Below are 16922 nucleotides of genomic sequence, written 5' to 3' on the forward strand. Positions count from 1 at the left end.
ATGAAGAAGATATTCAAGAATCTATTGATTTTAACGGCACTGGTAAGTCTGTTGAACGGATGTACGAAATTTCTGGATGAGAAGCCGCAGACGGAAATAGGATCTACCGTTTTCTGGAAGTCAGAAGATGATATCAAAGCGGGTATTGCCGCAATGTATGATGGCATACAATCCATATTTGACAATAACTATACACTCTACGGTGACGCACGTACGGATGAGGTGCGGGTAGGGCAGTATGGTAATATTTCTTATGCCATGAATGGGCTTACTGCAGGGATTACCGGGTCAAACTGGACCAATTTCTATGTTACGATCCAGCGGGCAAATCTCGGGATAAAATATATCCCTCTTGTAAAAGAAAAATATCAGTCCGGAATAGCCCAGGAGGCCATTAATCACTATCTGGCACAATGTTATACCACACGGGCACTTTGCTATTTTTGGCTGATCCGACTCTGGGGCGATGTACCTGTCTGGACCGAGCCCTATGAAGACATTAACATGAGTCCCGATAAAGCCAGGACACCACGCGACATCATTGTTGATACATTGATCCAAAAAGATTTAGAGCGGGCGGCAACCTTATCCAATCCCTCCCTAAATAATGTATTTGAAGCGAATATTGGCGCTACCTATGCGTTGGCAATGGATGTCGCTATGTGGAAAAAAGACTATCCGGCAGCCGTTGACTGGTATAATAAGCTTCTGGCACTGGATACCTATAGCCTGGAACCGACCGCGACCTGGAAGAACCTGTTTATTGCGCCCGCTTCCACAAAAGGAGCTATCTGGAGTGTCTTCTGGGACTGGACAGTGGATGGAGGAGCAGATGCCTCCACACTGATTGGGGCCGGGAATACAAACAGTGATTTTGAAGTGGAAGACTCTGTGTGGAATTACTGGACGACTATGCCGGCAGATATACGTGGTCCGCAGACCATCGATTTTAATAACGACTGGCATGATAAGATATTAAAGTTTTATGCGCCTAATCTGGACGCTAAAGGAAATCAACTTTATCCAAACGGTGCCGAAGCTAATATTCTGTTTCCGATATACCGGTGGGCAGATGTTGTCTTACTGAGAGCAGAAGCTGCCAATAAACTAAATGATCCGGTTACTGCTTTAGATCTTTTAAACCAAGTCCGTACCCGGGCTGGCGTGGAAATATACCGTGCTGATTCATTGAACAATCAAGCGATAATGGAAGATGCGATACTATCTGAAAGGAAGCTGGAATTCTTTATGGAAGCTAAAAGGTGGTTTGATTTACTAAGAACCGATAAGGTGATAGAGGTGATGGATCCGATATTAAAACAGCGTCAGGCAGAAACGGCTTCGCCTGAAGTGGGATGGGGAGATCCGAGAACCATTCTGTGGCCAATCGACGGCAATGTATTAAATGCCAATACAAAACTGGAACAGAATCCGCCGTATTAAAAGTACTTGTAACCATAAAATTACTCGAAATGAAAAATATTAAATTAGTGTTGCTGACCGGAGCGGTGTTATTGACACTTATATCGATGACAGGATGTAAAAAACTTTTGGGCCTGGAAAGGCAGAAAGACTGGCATTTTCAACCGGAAGTACTCGACCCGCATATTAATAAGACCGCCTGGCAGTTTCTTAAGGAACGCGCTTTAGGGGCTGATCCCAATGATACCATCTTTAAAATGATGTATGAGGGCATTTTGTATTCAGGTATTGATACCAATCTTTATCTTCAGAAAAATAAAACCTTTATTTTCCTGCATAACGATGCCATATTCCGGCTGAATAAGGGAAAGATTACAAATGATTGCTATTTCGGGTATCATTTAATCGGAGATCCCGCAACAACAGCTACAAAATGGGAGGACTATCCCAAGGATTCTGTCAAAAACTGGTTACTATACCTGATTGCTGACGGCGATTATACGTTTGGCACGGTGGGACCGACTCCGGTGGAAACTAAAACAATGTTGCCGGAGGGAGCGGATCCCAATAACCCGGGCAGCATCATATATTTCAGTATTGTAAATGACCAGAATATGAAGTTCCGAATTAATGATTTTATCGGCAGTGGGAGAAATACACAGGCCAGGACAGCAGGTATTATTGCCACTAACGGCCCGGTACACGTAGTAGACCGAGTGGTAGATTATATAGAGGCCGACTAGAAAATGGGCTATCAGGTCTATGTATAATGTTGTATCTTCAACAGAATAGGTAGTAGGGAACTCGAAATAAAACCAACGAAAGTTAGCTCGTCTTTATTTTAAACGGGCTAACTTTCTGTTGCATTTCTAAATGATGTGAAAATGATTAGACATTTATTGTTTGTATTATTCGTGTCGGCAAGTATTGCGATGTCCGCTCAGTCTGTACCGTCTTCCGGGAATTTGAAGCTCTGGTATAGAGCTCCGGCTTCCATATGGGAAGAGGCATTGCCCTTGGGGAACGGGAAAACGGGCGCTATGGTATTTGGAGGTGTAGGTACGGAACGTTTTCAGCTCAATGACAATACGCTTTGGTCGGGTGCACCTGATCCGGGTAATACCCCGGGCGGTCCTGCTATATTGCAGCATGTCCGTAAGCTCATTTTTGCGGGGAAGTATGACAGTGCCACTACTGTGTGGAAGAAGATGCAGGGCCCTTATTCTGCAAGATACCTGCCAATGGCTGATCTGTGGCTGAAATTGACAGCAACAGATACGGCCAGCTCAGATTATTATCGCGACCTGAATCTTACCGATGCTATTGCGACGGTAAATTATACAATGGACGGCGTAAAGTATACGCGCGAGGCATTTATCAGTTATCCGGATAAGGTGATGGCCGTGCGGATTACCGCGGACAAAAAGAATGCCATTGACCTGGCTGTCTCGCTTACGAGTAAACTAAAATACCGCGTTTCTGCCAGTGGAAATAACGGGTTGCGTTTGGAAGGAAAGGCACCCAAGTATGTGGCCAACAGGGCCTATGAAAAAAAACAGGTGGTTTATGATGACTGGAATGGAGAGGGGACTAATTTTGAAGTACTGGTTAAGGTGATGGCTGAAGGCGGTTCAGTAAAGGGTGGCAAGGATAATATCAATGTTTCCAAAGCCAACACCGTTACGATCTATCTGACCAATGCCACTAGTTTTAATGGGTTCGATAAGTCGCCGGGTAAAGATGGAAAGGATCCGCATGCAGAGGCAACAGCAAATATGCAACGGGCGGAAAGCAAGTCCTTTGATAACCTCCGTAGCGATCACATAAGTGATTATCAGCATTTATTTGACAGGGTTTCTTTTAAAATCGATAATAAGTCAGAGAATGCCACTTTGCCGACTGACCAACGATTGAAAGCGTTTACGGGAGACCCCCGTGATTATGGATTGCAAACTTTATATTATCAGTTTGGCCGTTATTTAATGATTGCGGCATCCCGGCCAGGTTCGCGGCCGACAAACCTGCAAGGTATATGGAATGATCATGTTCAACCACCGTGGGGCAGCAACTATACGACCAATATCAATACTGAAATGAATTACTGGTTGGCGGAGAACACAAATCTTTCTGAATGCCATCAGCCGTTATTTGATTTTATGAAAGAGCTGGCTGTCAACGGGGCGGTTACGGCCCGGGTAAATTATGGCATTACGGAAGGATGGGTGGTGCATCATAATTCAGATATCTGGGCCAAAACCTCGCCGCCCGGAGGGCAGGGCTGGGTGGATCCAGGTGCCCATCCCAGATGGAGTTGCTGGCCAATGGCCGGTGGCTGGTTCAGTACCCACCTATGGGAGCATTATTTATATACAGGGGATAAAGCCTTTTTAAAAGGAACCGCTTATCCTTTGATGAAAGGGGCCGCCCAGTTTTTATTACATTGGCTGGTAAAGGATCCTGCTACCGGTTATTGGGTGACCAATCCTTCGACTTCTCCCGAAAATACAATGAAAGTAAACGGCAAAGAGTATGAAGTGGGGATGGCAAGCACCATGGATATGTCCATTATCCGGGAACTGTTTACCGACGTAATAAAAGCCGCGAATACCCTACATGTAGATGCAGATTTTACTGATACACTTATCTCAGTAAAAGAGAAGTTGTATCCATTTCATATTGGACAATACGGACAACTGCAGGAGTGGTTCAAAGACTGGGACAGGCCGGATGATCATCATCGCCATCTTTCCCATCTGTTTGGCTTATATCCCGGCAGCCAGATCACACTCAGCAGAACGCCGGAACTTGCTGCGGCGGCTAAGAAGTCTCTGATCTTCCGCGGCGATGTAAGCACTGGTTGGAGCATGGCCTGGAAAGTGAATTGGTGGGCGCGCCTCCATGATGGTGATCATGCTTACAGCATTTTAAGTGATGCCTTTAATTATATCAATCCACGTGAGAAGCGGGAAACAATGGGAGGTGGAGGCACTTATCCGAATCTTTTTGATGCCCATCCGCCCTTTCAGATCGACGGGAACTTCGGAACCACCGCGGGTATGACCGAGATGCTGTTACAAAGTCATGAAGGTTACCTGTTTTTGTTGCCTGCCCTGCCTTCCGTATGGAAGAAAGGACGCATTAAGGGCCTAAGAGCGAGGGGAGATTTTGAAGTGTCCATTAGCTGGGAAGATAACAGGCTAAGTAAAGCGGTTATCTATGCCGAGAAGGGAGGGATGTGCCGTTTGCATACCTTGCAGCCGGTCAAAGTCCTTGAGGTGGCTTCAAAACAAGCTTCAGGTGTTTTGAACAACCTGCTACTAGCGCCTTATGGACTGACGCCATATGACAACAATACAGAAAAAGAATTGGTGAAAGTCAACGAGACAATTGGCTACACAATTGACTTCAAAACTGAAAAGGGTGGGCGATATACAATCGTGCCATTATAATATAACAATTATGATTTATAAAAATATACTGGTTGTTTTTCTATTTGCTTTAACTGGCAGCACCGTGGCCGCACAGCAACTTAGCTGGCAGCAGGTGGCGCCCGGCATATGGAAAGGAGTCGCCGGTTCTCCGGAGCAGTATGATTTATTGAAGGCGGCCGGTGCCCGTCCCGCTATTGCAGCCTTACATAAAATGGGGGAAGTGTCCTTCCCGCTCGACAAACAGGATATTCAAGCGACTGCCACCGACGGAAAAACCTATCTGCGATTTCCGCTCAGGCGGTCGGAGCAGTTGTTTGGCCTCGGCCTGCATTTTAAAACAGTGCATCAGCGAGGCAAAATATTAAGACTGCATGTAGATCACTACGGCGGCAAAGACAATGGGCGAACACATGCACCGGTCCCTTTTTATGTATCCAGCGCAGGGTATGGTGTATTTATTAATTCAGCGAGATATATTACCGTTTATGCCGGCTCTGCTGTAAGAAAAGACAGTAAGCACCGGCCTGCAGAGAAGAATCGTAATGAAGATAAGACCTGGAGTTCACGCCCTTATTCAGATGCTCTTGAAGTACTGGTTCCCGCGACGGGAACGGAGGTCTATATATTCGCCGGGCCGACAGCTCTGGATGCAATAAGGCGCTACAATCTGTTCAATGGTGGTGGTGCATTGCCGCCCAGGTGGGGATTGGGCTTTACACAACGGGTTAAATCACTATTTACTGCAGGTGAAGTGAAAGCAGAGGTAGATTCTTTCCGTTTAAAGGGATATCCGCTGGACTTTGTCGGGCTGGAACCTGGATGGCAAAGCCGGGCCTATCCGGGAACATTTGAGTGGGACAGCAGGCGCTATCCCGATCCGGCGGGTTTTGTCCGGGAGATGCTGGATAAGAATATACGCCTCAATCTGTGGATCAATCCTTATGTTTCCAAATCGGCCTCTTTTTATAAGGAGATTGCGCCTTATACGGGGACGCACACAGTATGGCTGGGTGAGGTGCCGGATTTTACTATTCCGGAGGCGCGTAAGATTTTCTTTGGGCAATTGAAGAAAGATCAGGTAGATATTGGTGTCAGCGGTTATAAGATTGATGAAGTGGACGGATATGATTATTATCTCTGGCCGGACGTGGCCCGGTTTCCCGGCGGGCTGACCGGTGAACAAATGCGGCAGACCTATGGCGTACTGGCCATGCGTTATAGTCTCGACTTATTCAGAAAGAGAAATGAACGCACTTATGGTTTGGTGCGCGCTTCAAATGCGGGAGCTAACCGTTTCCCTTATGTTATTTACAATGATTATTATAACCACGAGGATTTTATTACCGCACTGATCAACAGCGGTTATATTGGAGTATTATGGACCCCTGAAGTACGGGCGTCCAAGACTTCAGAGGAGTGGATACGCCGCTTTCAAACCGTTATATTCTCGCCGATGGCTATGATTAATGCCTGGTCCAGCGGTACCAAGCCGTGGTCTTATAAGGATGTTGCAGCACCCATTAAAAAACTGGCATTGTTAAGAATGCGCATGATGCCTTACTGGTATTCAGAATTCGCTAAATATCATTATGAAGGGACGCCTGTTTTTAGAGGCATGAGTCTTGAACCCGGATTTGAAAATAGCACGCATGCCTCTGTAAAGAACAATCTGGAAGACAATCCCTATCTGGAGGCTGTTTCCAAAGAGGTGAAAGATCAATATATGGCCGGGCAGTATCTGTTGGTGGCGCCCCTGTTCGCAGGTCAGCAGTCAAGAAAGGTTATATTGCCGAAAGGGAAGTGGTATGACTTTTACACTGGAAAATATGTGGGAGATGGCGAGATCATCAGCGTTGCGCCGGGGCTGGACAAGATTCCCGTGTATGTAAAAAATGGCGGAATCATTCCTATGATGCCCTCCATGTTGCATGCGCCTGAAAAAGGGCAGCAGGTGGACCTTGAGGTCAGGGTATATGGAGATATGCCAGCTACCTACCGTCTCTATGATGATGACGGGGAGACAATGGATTATGAAAAAGGCGCTTTTGATTGGCGGAAGGTCACTGTTACTAAAGATGCAAAAGGGCGATTGACAGGCTCTGTGGAGGAACCACATAACAAAGCGGTTCAGACCTATCGTAAGATAACCTTTCGTTTTATGACGGCAGAAAAATAAAAATGGAGATAGCAGACGGGCTGTGACCGAATTGTAATAATTATACAACATTTTGGGTAAAAAACATCTAGTGATGAGAAAAGTAGCGGTAGTCATTTTATGCCTTAGCTCATTTTTATCGGCAGTAGCGCAGGTAAAGGGCGATGAAGATAAGGATATGTTTAATAAAGTAGGCGACCAGCGCGATGCCAAAGCGGTGACTGCTGCGTTAAATGGCTGGTGGACGGCTTCGATGAAAAATCATGACCGGCGCATTCAGTGGTGGCGGGATGCCAGGTTCGGCATGTTTGTGCACTGGGGTATTTATTCCCTGGCCGGTGGAGAGTGGAAGGGTAAGGAGGTGGGCGGATATGCAGAACACCTGATGCGCAAGGAGAAAATTTCGCGAAAAGAATATTTAGAACTGGCCAGCAGGTTTAATCCTGTGAAATTCGATGCTGACCAGTGGATTGCTGCAGCCAAAAATGCCGGTATGCGCTATTTTGTTATAACGGCTAAGCATCATGACGGTTTTGCGATGTACCCCTCAAAGGTTTCTGACTTTAATATTAGTGCAAAGACGCCTTATAAAAAGGACCCGATGGCGGCTCTGAGAGCCGCCTGTAAAAAGCAGGGCCTTAAGTTTGGCTTTTATTACTCCCATGCCTTTGACTGGGAACATCCTGATGCGCCTGGCAATGACTGGGAGTACAAAAATCCCGGCGGGGATCTGCAGTTATATGGCGGTCGTGATTGGTATAATCTGCATCCGGACTTATTACGGAAGGTGCAGAAGTATGTCAACGGGAAAGCGATACCTCAGATATTGGAGTTGATTCAAAAATATCATCCCGATATTTTGTGGTTTGATACACCGCATAAACTGCCTTTGTCTGAAAATCTCCGCATTTTACAGGCAATCCGTAAAGTGGATTCGACTGTCGTTATAAACGGCCGGCTGGTAAGGAGCTCAGGGCATAATTTTGGTGATTATAAGAATACCGCCGACAGGCCGGCGGAGTTTTACCCGGTTGCCGGTGATTGGGAAGCGATTCCCACAACTAACGAAAGCTATGGCTACAGTAAATTTGATCATTCACATAAACCTGCCGGTCATTTTATTCGTTTACTGGCCAGCGCGGCGGCAAAGGGGGGCAATTTATTGATGAATATAGGGCCGATGGGTACCGGTGAAATGGCATCCGAGGATTTGACGATCCTGAGCGGGATCGGGCGGTGGATGCAAAACAATGGCGAAAGCATATACGGTACGACAGCAACTCCATTGCCGCTGCAAAGCTGGGGGGTCAGTACTTATAAACCGGGAAAATTATATCTGCATGTATTCAATTATCCGACTGATGGAAAATTGTATGTTGGCGGTTTAGTATCGACTTGCAAAAGGGCTTATCTTTTAACGGATAAAGGCCGGCGACTTAGCGTCAGCCGTTCTGGTAAACTGGATCTTACTATCGGCTTACCGGACAAAGCACCGGATACAGTAAACACTGTAGTGGTTCTCGAGTTGGCCACACCTGAAAAATTTGATTCGATACGTTTTCTGGCCCCTAATGTTTCAATGACCAGAATGCTGGCTTATGATGCATTGTTAGTCGGTAAAGGTTTTGGTTTTGGTGATGGGAAAAGAGATCGTTATTATGTGAATGGCTGGAGCTCCGCCTTTCAGACGCTCAGCTGGAAGTTTAGAAATGATCAGAAGCTGGCATTTCGTGTGGTGCTTAAGCGAATCAGAAATACGGAGACTGGAGGAACTTGTAACGTTCTGGTAGATGGGAAGTTACTGACAACGATTCGGACTGAACCTTCCAGAAAAGGAGATTTGATTGAAAATATGGAACTCGGCGACATCACATTAGAAGCAGGTGAACATCAGATATTGATACAGCCGACCCAGATTACGGAGCGGGAATTGATGCGCCCTCTGGAACTACAATTGATCAAAAAATAAGATAATGAAAAACAAAATATATGCAGTTGTTGTTGCCTTATTATTGTCAGGCATAGCCCAGGCTCAGAAGTTGAACATTAAGAACACGTTCAAAGATGCCGAACGACAGACTGACGTCATGTTGGCTGAGATTTCGAAAGTTAAAAATGATTCAGAGGCGTTAGTCTCTCCCAGAACAGTTGAAAAAGGACGGTTGCGTCTTGTAAGGTCCAGCGACTGGACCTCCGGTTTTTTCCCGGGAGAGCTATGGCGTCTATATGCTTATTCCAAGAATATAAAATGGCGCCGGCTTGCGGAAAAGTTTACAGCAAATATTGAGAAAGAACAGTTTAATGGCCGCACCCATGACATGGGGTTCAAAGTGTATTGCAGTGTAGGTAATGGCTACCTGCTTACAAAGAATGATCATTATAGGCAGGTACTGATCCAATCTGCGAAGACACTCAGTACTCGGTTCAATAAAACGGCCGGCGTTATCCGCTCCTGGGACCATAATAAAGACAAGTGGGCGTATCCTGTCATCATTGATAATATGCTTAATCTGGAATTATTGTTTGAAGCCGCCAAACTTACAGGAGATTCCACTTATTACAATATGGCGGTCAGCCATGCCAATAAGACCATGGAAAACCATTTTCGAAAAGATTACAGCTCCTATCATGTAGTGGATTATGATTCCAATACCGGAAAAGTGCTGAAAAAGACAACACACCAGGGATATTCTGATGAGTCCGCCTGGGCACGGGGTCAGGCCTGGGGCCTATACGGTTACACAATGTGTTACAGGGAGACGAAGGATCCGAAGTATTTACAACAGGCACAGCATATTGCCGGATTTATTTTCAATCATCCGAACCTGCCGGAGGACTTAATTCCTTACTGGGATTTTAACGCGCCTGGCATTCCGAATGAACCAAGGGATGTCTCTGCCGCCGCCGTTATGGCTTCGGCTTTACTGGAACTGAGCAGCTACAGTACAAACGGACAGTATTATAAGAGCCTGGCCGGGAAGATTTTATCTAACCTGACAAAGGCATACCGGGCCGCTGTCGGCAAAAACTATGGTTTTATCCTTTTGCATAGCACGGGTTCTAAGCCTTCTGATAGCGAAGTGGATGTCCCGTTGGCATATGCGGATTATTATTATCTGGAGGCCTTGCTAAGAGTACAGAGATTATCTGAGGGCAAAAAGCTCTTCTGATCAGGTATCTGATTGTATGGCACTCTTATGTCCGCAACGATTCTGGCCGGTGATTTTTGTGTGCAATTGAGGTAGCACTATAGAGAATGAAAGGTGCAGGCTGCGCTTTGCTAAGGACCCTGCAGCGCCAGGTAAAGGATTTGTTTTCGGTATTCATCTTAAAATGTGAATCAATATGAGATCAGTTGTTAGACGCTTTGTGATTTTTGCCTGCCTCTCTACGATGTCGTTAGGCTGCCGCCAGGAAAAGCTCTCAGCCCCCGCTACTTCTGTTCCGGTAGTTAGCAATGTCCCGGGCGCTCCCAATAATAGTGATTATGCTATTGCTCTGGAGGTTACAAAGATGACTGATGGGTATAATTGGAAATATACGCTGACAAAACAGAAAGGAGCCAGGGATATCAGTTATTTTCTGTTAAACCTGGGGAATTGTGGTGAAAGCAGCCCCACGATTGGCAGTATTCGCAATGCTAAAGTAAACGGTACCGACTGGATGGCGCATATAACCGCGGCAAATGGTAATAATCAATGTTCGGTCAATACATCCAATTTTGTAAAGTTCGAAAACTTAGGAGCCGCCAGCCAGTATATTATTGAGTTTACCCTGGATACGCTTTACTCCGAGGTGAACTCGCTTTGCTGGCTGAAGGCTGGAACATCTTGTTTAACCGTTCCTGTACCGGCACCGGGTTGTAAAGGATATCAATTGACAACTTCTATGGTTACTGATTCTGCTATGGTTGGCAAACCATATTCGGCTATCAATACTTATATGAAGACCTTTGGCTTCGATTACTCGGAACATCCCAGTTGCAGTGGAGGGTATGGTGGTCACCCAGACGGCATCCATTGCGACACAGAGTGGGATTCGTTTTTGAAGAAATATGTCTTTCGATTTAATATTCATATCGACCCGGTTATAGACGGAGACAGGTGCAGCGCGGGGACAGTTGACCGCCAGCGCAATGAAATGAAATCAGCGACAAATAATACGACTTGGGCGAAAGTGCAAGGGAACTGGGATGAATGGCAGCGGTTGGAATGGAAGTTTAAATTGCCGGCTGGTTTTCAGCCTACCAACAGTTTCTGCCATATTCATCAGTTGAAAGCACAGGATGGGCCTTATCATGGTAGTCCACTGATCACCATAACGCCACGCTCCGACAAGGATGGGGGTAATAAAAGAATACAGATTATTCACTCGGTAGACGGCGCATCTACGGGGAAAGGAAAAATTGTAGATAATATACCCTTAGCCGATTTTGAAGATCAGTGGGTACAGGTTCAGGAGGAAATGCACTTCACGCATCACGGATATTATTCCTGCAAGATTACCAGGATCAGTGATGGGAAGGTGCTGATTGATTTTAAGGACGACAATATTGATATGTGGAGAAAGGGTAGTTCATATATACGTAATAAATATGGGATTTACAGGAGTCTGGCCGGCGGAAAACTGGACCAGACACCGGTGGGGCAGAGTCCGCTGCTGAAAAATGAGTCACTGTGGCTGACAGATTTTAAAGTCTATGAAAAACATCCAAACCCCGATCCAGGAGCACCCCATGATTAATTATTTTTAATTTATATGAGAAACCAAATGATAAAGTATATTATTACTGTCTTGCTCTTCCATATCGCGACGGCCCTTATAGCCGCCCCGGTCAGCGTTGCCTCTATCAAGGATCTGCAAAATGCGGTAAGACATGCCGGACCAGGTACCATAATTACATTACGCAACGGCATCTATACCACAGATGAAGATATTGTTCTGGGCTGCTCGGGCAGCAAGAACCAGCCTGTTGTGATCCGGGCAGAGACGGTCGGAGGTGCTGTTATCGGCGGGAAAGGTGGATTTAAGTTGGTTAGTCCAGCCAGCTATGTAGTGATCAGGGGATTCCATTTTACACATCGGGCTTCTCATGCGCGCTGCGAAGCGGGGACCCGTTTTTGCCGTTGGACCCATAACATTTTTGAATTGCAAGGTAAAGGTGAGTATCTGACCATCGCTGGTAACGGCCATGAAATTGATTATAACACATTTCGGAATAAGAACAGTATGGGGCGTATTTTGGCGATCAGGGGCGAAGGGAAGCAGATTGCCGAACGCCTGCATATTCACCATAACTATTTTTTTAATTTTCGGGATCAGGGTGGCGCAAACGGTGCAGAGACGTTGCAATTTGGACTTAGCGGGTTCAGCCTGTCGACCAGCAACAGCGTTGTGGAGCATAATCTTTTCGAAAAATGCGCGGGGGAGAATGAACTGATCTCAGTTAAGGCTTCAGGAGTCATCCTGCGTTATAATACGATCCGTGACTGCCGCGCGCAATTTACCCTGCGCCATGGCAACAAATGCCTGGTATATGGCAACTATTTTTTTAAGACTCCGGGTCTCAGGATTTATGGAGATGATCACAGCATATTCAGCAATTATTTTGCATATTGCCGCCCGGCCATTACGATTGGAAACGGAGACGGTGAAGTGGCCGATGGCGCGAAGTTAACGTCCCACGACAGGCCTGATCGCATATTGATCGCTTTTAACTCGTTAGTGAACAACGATGGCAATATCACGCTGCAGGCGCGCAAAAACGGGCTGGGCGCCACAGATATCACTGTCGCGGACAATATCGTAGAAGGAGGTCCTGAGGCTGTGTCGCTCTTAGGTGTCTTAAAGAGGCCGGTCTGGAAAAATAACCTGTTCTATGGGGTAAAGCAACCCGGTGATATCCCGTTTTCAGGCTATAGGGTGAAAGATCCCCGACTGGCTAAAGACGCCAACGGTGTTTACCGTCTGTCAAAACAGAGTCCTGCTATCAGTCACGGTGACACCGAGTTCCCGGTAGTTACGGTAGACATGGACGGGCAGCCACGTGGCAGTATGCCGGATATTGGTGCAGATCAGTACCGTAAAGGGAAAATTATTGCGCAACCTCTAACCTCTGATGAAGTGGGGGCTTTTGCGAAAGGTAATAGCCAAGATAGTATTGGCAATTGATATATTCTCAAAGAAGGGGGAGAACGGAATCTCTGCACAGAAACGATATTATTAATCAAATAAATTAAATTAGAAATGAAGAAAATATTAATCGTCCTGGGTATTTGCCTGTTTGCAGGTTTTGCAAGAGGACAATCGGTGGACAAGGACATCCGGATGGCATGGTGGCGTGCTGCACGATTTGGCATGTTTATCCATTGGGGTGTTTATTCTCAATGGGGAGGTGTATACCATGGACATAAACAGGCGCATGGCGGTGCCGAATGGATCATGAATCGATGTAAGATTCCTGTAAAAGAATATCAGCAACGTGCAAAATCGTTCAATCCGGTTAACTATGATCCGGATGCCATTGTAAGAATGGCAAAGGAAGCGGGTATGAAATATATCATTATTACCTCGAAGCACCATGACGGCTTTGCTTTGTTTAAGTCAAAGGCAAGTAAATGGAATGTGGTCGATGCCACCGCCTATGGGAAAGACCTGTTGAAGCCGTTGGCAGAAGCCTGCCGGAAGTATGGTGTGAAACTGGGTTTTTACTATTCGCAGGCACAGGATTGGAATAATCCGGGAGGTGCGGCTGCACGTAAGTTAATGCGGGAAGGGTGGCCTAATCCGGATTCAGCCAAAATAGATGCGTACACTGCAGCACATAAAGGGCATTGGGACCCGTTGCAAACAAGCAAGACCTTTGATCAGTATATTAATGATGTGTCCGTACCACAGGTGAAAGAGATCCTGAGTAATTATGGAGATATTGCTGTTTTATGGTGGGACACCCCGACCAATATGACAGATGAAGCTGCACAGAAGCTAAAAGATGTTTTGAAGTTACAACCTAACATTATTACAAATGACCGCCTGAAACGCCCCAATTTTCCAGGTGATACAAAGACGCCTGAGCAAAAGATCCCGACTCAGGAACAGTTGGATGGAAAAGACTGGGAAACCTGTATGACAATGAATGGCAGTTGGGGGTATAAAAGTTGGGATCATAACTGGAAGTCTGTTACCACTCTTATCCGGAATTTAGTAGATATTGCTTCCAAAGGGGGCAATTATTTATTAAACATAGGTCCCAAGGAAGATGGTTCTGTGCCTCAGGAAAGCATCGACAGGCTGAAAGCGATCGGCAAGTGGATGAAGATCAATAGTAGTGCCATTTACGCAACCCATGCCAGTCCGCTGCATGATCTTGCATGGGGGCGCTGTACGATGAAGGACAAGGGCGAGAATACGACCTTAAATCTGTTTGTATTTGACTGGCCTGCCGATGGTAAACTGTTGATACCCGCCCTTTCCAATGATGTGGTAAGTGCGACACTGATCGCCGGCCATAAGAAATTGACGGCAAGGAATGAAAACGGTAACGTAATGATCGAAGTGCCTAAAGAAGCACCGGATTCAATAGCTTCATTAATTCAGTTGGACGTACGGGGCAGAGTAGAAAATGTGAATATAAAAGGGAAAAAGCAGATGAAAAGTGGTGCATTGGATTAATAACAGCTGATTTGAGGGCGGCGACCTGGGTATATACCGGCGATGTTAGTGTTAAAGATTACAGGGCGAAAGGGAACGGTTGCCGGTTGTTCATGCATGCTTAAGATCATCCCATTCGTCCGCCGGGCCGATCAGGTTGTATGAGTGCCTAAGGAAGGTATCCCTTTAAAATTATTTTAATAGGTTGTAAGGCTGCTGTAATTTGGCTGGCGATGCCATGTTTAAGAGTCATTATTTGTGGTATTTTAAATAGTGGTTTAATGAGATGTGTATATGAAATTAAAAAAACAGATACAGGTACTGACCGCAGCGGCACTCCTCTCGTTGATAACGATAAAGGTCTGCCATGCACAGGTTATTGCCAACGAAACAGCGTCAGTATGGAAAGGCTTTATTAAACATTGTTTTACAATTAATGGTTCTGAGGCCTGGTATGTGGCGCCCAAAAAACCGGTAAAGGGAAACCCCTGGGTCTGGCGCGCTTACTTTCCTGACTGGCATACAGATATGGACAGTATTTTACTGACCCGTGGGTTTTTTATTGCCTATGTTAAAGCGCCGGATCTGTTTGGTCATTATAGCGCGATAAATACGTGGGATGATTTTTATCATTACTTGACAAGTGTCAAAGGGTTTGCTATGAAACCGGCACTGGAAGCCGTAAGCCGTGGCGGATTATATGCTTATGGCTGGGCAAAGAGGAATCCATCTAAAGTGAGCTGCATTTATGCAGAAGCCCCGGTTTGCGACTTTACCAGCTGGCCTGGAGGGAAAGGTGCGGGAAATGGCTCTGCGGCTGATTGGAGAAAGCTATTGTCTGCATATGGTTTAACCGATAAGGAAGCAATGGGCTATAAAGACCAACCCAAGGATAATCTGGAAACACTGGCAGCTTATAAAGTACCGATCCTGCATGTAATCGGGCTGAAAGACAGCATTGTTCCTTACGCTGAAAATACTGCACTGCTGGTTCAAAATTACGTCAGGCAGGGCGGCCCTGCTACCGTAATCCCGATGACCGGGGGTCCACAGCAGCTTCATGGGCATCATTTTAAGATCGAAGACCCCGGACAGTGGGCTGATTTTATATGTCAGCATTCTTTGCCCGTTCAGCGGCCACTACATGCCTCTCAGTTTATTAAGCATTTTGGAAGCCTTGATAATGTACTGTATAAAATCAAGGAGAAGGCGGAGGTCAGGGTGGCATTTCTGGGAGGTTCCATCACCCATATGACTGGTTGGCGGGATATCGTGATGGCGTGGCTTACCGAGAGGTTCCCAAAGGTTCATTTTGATTTTATCAATGCCGGTATACCATCTTTGGGCAGCCTGCCACATGCGTTCCGTTTACAAAATGATGTATTGGATAAAGGGCGTATTGATCTTTTGTTCGTCGAATCGGCTGTGAATGATTATGTTAACAAAACCCCTGCCACTATCCAACAAAGAGCATTGGAGGGTATTATCCGGCATGCGCTGTCTTTTAATCCTTACATGGATGTGGTCTTAATGGCATTTGCAGACGAATTTAAACTGACAGACTACGCGGCAGGAAAAATACCCCGTGAGGTTCAATTGCATGAACAGCTGGCCCGTTATTACCACCTTCCTTTTATTAACCTGGCCAGGGAAGTGTATATGCGCATTCAGAATAAGGAGTTTAGCTGGAGGGATGATTTTAAAAACCTGCATCCGTCTGCCTTTGGTCAGGCATTGTATGCAAATACGATCCAGACACTTTTATATAATTCCCCCGGCAGGCAAGTCGAAAGAAAGCCCAAGAAAGCATTTTTGCCCGACCCGAAGGACCCCTTCTGCTATATGGATGGGACATATCTTTCATTAAAAGAAGCAAATTTGGTGAAAGGGTTTACACTGAATCCTTCGTGGACGCCTAAAGACAGTGCACATACACGGCCAGGTTTTGTAAAAATACCGGCGCTGGAAGCAATGCAGTCTGGCGCAACATTGGAATTAGCGTTTACAGGTACGGCTGTCGGGGTAGCCGTATTGTCCGGACCAGATGCCGGTATTATTCGCTATTCCATCGACGGAGAACCCTCGGAAATCACTGACTTATATACTGAGTGGAGCAGTGGCTTACATTTGCCATGGTATATATTATTGGGTGACGGGCTGCCGAATGGCAAACACAGGCTAGTGATTACAATAGCTGAAGGACGGAATGTTTCGTCAAATGGAAATGCAGTGCGTATCGCGCATTTTCTGATAAATAAATAGTT

General features: G+C 46.0%; 10 protein-coding genes. All 10 read left to right on the forward strand.

The window, feature by feature from the left end:
* The 10 genes from K9M52_RS11950 (at position 1) to K9M52_RS11995 (ending at position 16920) form a co-directional block, all read left to right on the forward strand.
* Complete coding sequence (locus tag K9M52_RS11950) at positions 1 to 1443, forward strand: RagB/SusD family nutrient uptake outer membrane protein (protein ID WP_224068656.1); 1443 nt, start codon at positions 1 to 3, stop codon at positions 1441 to 1443.
* 29 nt (positions 1444 to 1472) lie between these two features.
* The gene (locus K9M52_RS11955) at positions 1473 to 2165 is read left to right on the forward strand and encodes a hypothetical protein (protein ID WP_224068657.1); all 693 of its coding nucleotides are present in this window, start codon (positions 1473 to 1475) and stop codon (positions 2163 to 2165) included.
* Positions 2166 to 2306: 141 nt separating this feature from the next.
* A complete protein-coding gene (locus K9M52_RS11960; protein ID WP_224068658.1) occupies positions 2307 to 4871 on the forward strand; it encodes a glycoside hydrolase family 95 protein in 2565 nt (854 codons plus the stop codon).
* A 10-nt stretch (positions 4872 to 4881) separates the two neighbouring features.
* A complete protein-coding gene (locus tag K9M52_RS11965) occupies positions 4882 to 7029 on the forward strand; it encodes a glycoside hydrolase family 31 protein (RefSeq protein WP_224068659.1) in 2148 nt (715 codons plus the stop codon).
* Between the two features lie 73 nt (positions 7030 to 7102).
* Positions 7103 to 8977: an alpha-L-fucosidase gene (locus K9M52_RS11970; protein WP_224068660.1), complete on the forward strand. Its 1875-nt coding sequence runs from the start codon at positions 7103 to 7105 to the stop codon at positions 8975 to 8977.
* A 4-nt stretch (positions 8978 to 8981) separates the two neighbouring features.
* Positions 8982 to 10178, forward strand: a complete 1197-nt coding sequence (locus K9M52_RS11975) for an AGE family epimerase/isomerase (protein ID WP_224068661.1) — start codon at positions 8982 to 8984, stop codon at positions 10176 to 10178.
* 175 nt (positions 10179 to 10353) lie between these two features.
* The gene (locus K9M52_RS11980; protein WP_224068662.1) at positions 10354 to 11751 is read left to right on the forward strand and encodes a hypothetical protein; all 1398 of its coding nucleotides are present in this window, start codon (positions 10354 to 10356) and stop codon (positions 11749 to 11751) included.
* Between the two features lie 27 nt (positions 11752 to 11778).
* On the forward strand, positions 11779 to 13179 hold the full coding sequence (locus tag K9M52_RS11985) for a polysaccharide lyase 6 family protein (protein WP_224068663.1): 1401 nt from the start codon (positions 11779 to 11781) through the stop codon (positions 13177 to 13179).
* Positions 13180 to 13254: 75 nt separating this feature from the next.
* Positions 13255 to 14679, forward strand: coding sequence for an alpha-L-fucosidase (locus K9M52_RS11990; protein ID WP_224068664.1), 1425 nt, complete (start codon positions 13255 to 13257; stop codon positions 14677 to 14679).
* Between the two features lie 273 nt (positions 14680 to 14952).
* Positions 14953 to 16920, forward strand: a complete 1968-nt coding sequence (locus K9M52_RS11995; RefSeq protein ID WP_224068665.1) for an SGNH/GDSL hydrolase family protein — start codon at positions 14953 to 14955, stop codon at positions 16918 to 16920.
* Positions 16921 to 16922: the final 2 nt, after the last annotated feature.

Source organism: Arachidicoccus terrestris (assembly GCF_020042345.1).
GTDB lineage: Bacteria > Bacteroidota > Bacteroidia > Chitinophagales > Chitinophagaceae > Arachidicoccus > Arachidicoccus terrestris.